A 2126-nucleotide genomic window follows, 5' to 3' on the forward strand; every position below is an offset into this window, starting at 1 on the left:
ATGAGATGGGTTATATGCATCTAGAGCACGGAAGTGCCCACTATCTTTTTCAAGTCATCTCTCGCCGCTATGAACGTGGTTCTATCATCATGACCTCCAACAAGTCATTTGGTGAATGGGGAGAAGTATTGGGAGATCCAGTTATTGCGACAGCGATGTTGGATCGACTTCTGCATCATTCTCGTATCTTTAACATGAAAGGTGAAAGCTACAGATTACGGGAAAAGAAGGCTGCATCACGAAAACAGAAGGGTTCGTGAGGAGCCCTTCTGGGGAATTTTAAAACGGCGATTTTGGGGAAGTTATAGCCGGCCTTGACACGGGGCAGACTATATCGATCAAGCGTCGGAATCTTTTCAATTGGGTAAGTGTATCATTCAATATGATGAAACAGACTGGCAGTTTCTGAAACGAATGGCGTCCCATTTTGGGGCCGTTCTGCTGCCGGAAGCGGCGGCGGACATGCCCAAGTTCTGGTTTGGCATGCCGGAAGGAAGGCCGGCGGAGCTGTCAGATACACATTACTGCGTGAAGAAAAACTTGTCCGAGTTCATGGAAACGAGCGAAAACTACTTCGCAGGACTGGACGAAAAAGCCTTTATGTGTCATGTCGTAGAGACAGACCGCTATGTGAATATAGGGGATCGGGTTACCTTTAAGGGAAAAGAATGGATGGTTGCCCGCTCCACAGCCGAGATGAAAAACGGCATCTTGAGATACGAATACATACTGGTCCAAGAAAAAGGCATCCGGCAAAACTTGATCCACAACGAAGCCCTCGTTGGCGATTGGCGCTTCGCTGGAAGGAAAGATCATCGATGTCGCCAAAGATACCGTCCGGATCCATCTGGACATCGACAAGGAACAGAAGAAAAGCGAGGCATATTGGTTCTCGTATTCCACCTTTTACACCGCCGAAGGGCACAGCGGCACTGCATGCCCCAACTCGGTGACGCGGTAAAGCTGTACTTCCCCGGCAGCCGGGAAGAAGAAGCGCTGGCCATCAGCTCGGTGCGAAAGGGAGGGGGAAGCTCTCCCAAGATGGCGAATCCTAGCGTGAAGTACTGGGGGACCCCTCACGGCAAAGAGATGATGATGGCCGGAAAGGAACTGGTCTTCACCGCGAAACAGAGCGAGGAAGGAAACATTTTTCTCAAGCTGCATGAAGAGGCCGGAATCGAGATTCACAGCATGAAGCCCATCGTCTTTGCGGCGGAAAAGGATGTGGAAATCCAGGTGGAGAAGAAGGTAAGCATCCAGGCGCAGGAGGGGATCTACCTCTTGTGCGGCGCAAGCAGCATCGTGCTGGATGGAACCTCAGACATACAGGCGCCGCGGCTCGAGATGGAAGGTTCGTACAAAGCGCCTGTAGTGGTGGAAGACCTGCCGCAGGAGGAAGAACTGGAAACGGAGCCGCCACAGCAGGAGGAAGAGTCCGGCTTTTGGGGCAATCTCCTGGACGGCGTGCAGCTCGCCCTGGACGTGGTCGGCTTGATCCCCGGCGTGGGCGAAATCGCGGACGTGGCCAACGGAATCATCTCCTTGGCCAGAGGGAACTACGCGGATGCCGCATTATTGTTTGCCGCCTGCATCCCCTTTGCCGGAGCCGCAGCTACGGGTGCCAAGTTCGCCAAACGGGCCATGAAAGCGGCGAAAACGGCGAAAATCGAGAAAAAGATGGTCAAGGCAGCGGACAAGGCGAAGGATTTTGCTAGATTGGCGAAGAAGGCAATCGACCCGTTGAAGGGGAAAGTGCTGACGGCGGCGCGGACGATTAGGAAAGTCGGTAAGGAAATTGCAGCCGCGATTGCGAAATTGAAAAAACGCATTAAGGATGCGATACTAGCGGCAAAAGCCGCTATCAGAAAGATAGCAAAGAGCGTCAAGGATAAGATTAAGCGGGATATTCAAGATATTCGTACAGGGTAGAGGTCAGGGCAGTAGATACCGGAACTGGCTCCCAATTCCCTACTGTGATGTTCATTAAAAAAGAAGGGAAGGATGCCGCGACAGGGGGAGCTGAGAGGGTAGCTAAGGGGACGGCAAAAGCTACACCTTCGAAACCTCCTACTAAGGTAAACTATGGTGACCATTATACAAGAGATGAAAAAAGAAGAAAGGTATTA

General features: G+C 51.8%; 2 protein-coding genes. Both read left to right on the forward strand.

Going from position 1 to position 2126, the window contains the following annotated elements; genetic code table 11:
- The coding region (locus BLR88_RS15070; protein ID WP_175493648.1) for an ATP-binding protein at positions 1-260 on the forward strand (260 nt) is incomplete at its 5' end.
- A 100-nt stretch (positions 261-360) separates the two neighbouring features.
- Positions 361-1929, forward strand: coding sequence for a hypothetical protein (locus tag BLR88_RS15075; protein WP_057899197.1), 1569 nt, complete (start codon positions 361-363; stop codon positions 1927-1929).
- Positions 1930-2126: the final 197 nt, after the last annotated feature.

It is taken from the genome of Aneurinibacillus thermoaerophilus, assembly GCF_900099925.1.
Taxonomy (GTDB): domain Bacteria; phylum Bacillota; class Bacilli; order Aneurinibacillales; family Aneurinibacillaceae; genus Aneurinibacillus; species Aneurinibacillus thermoaerophilus.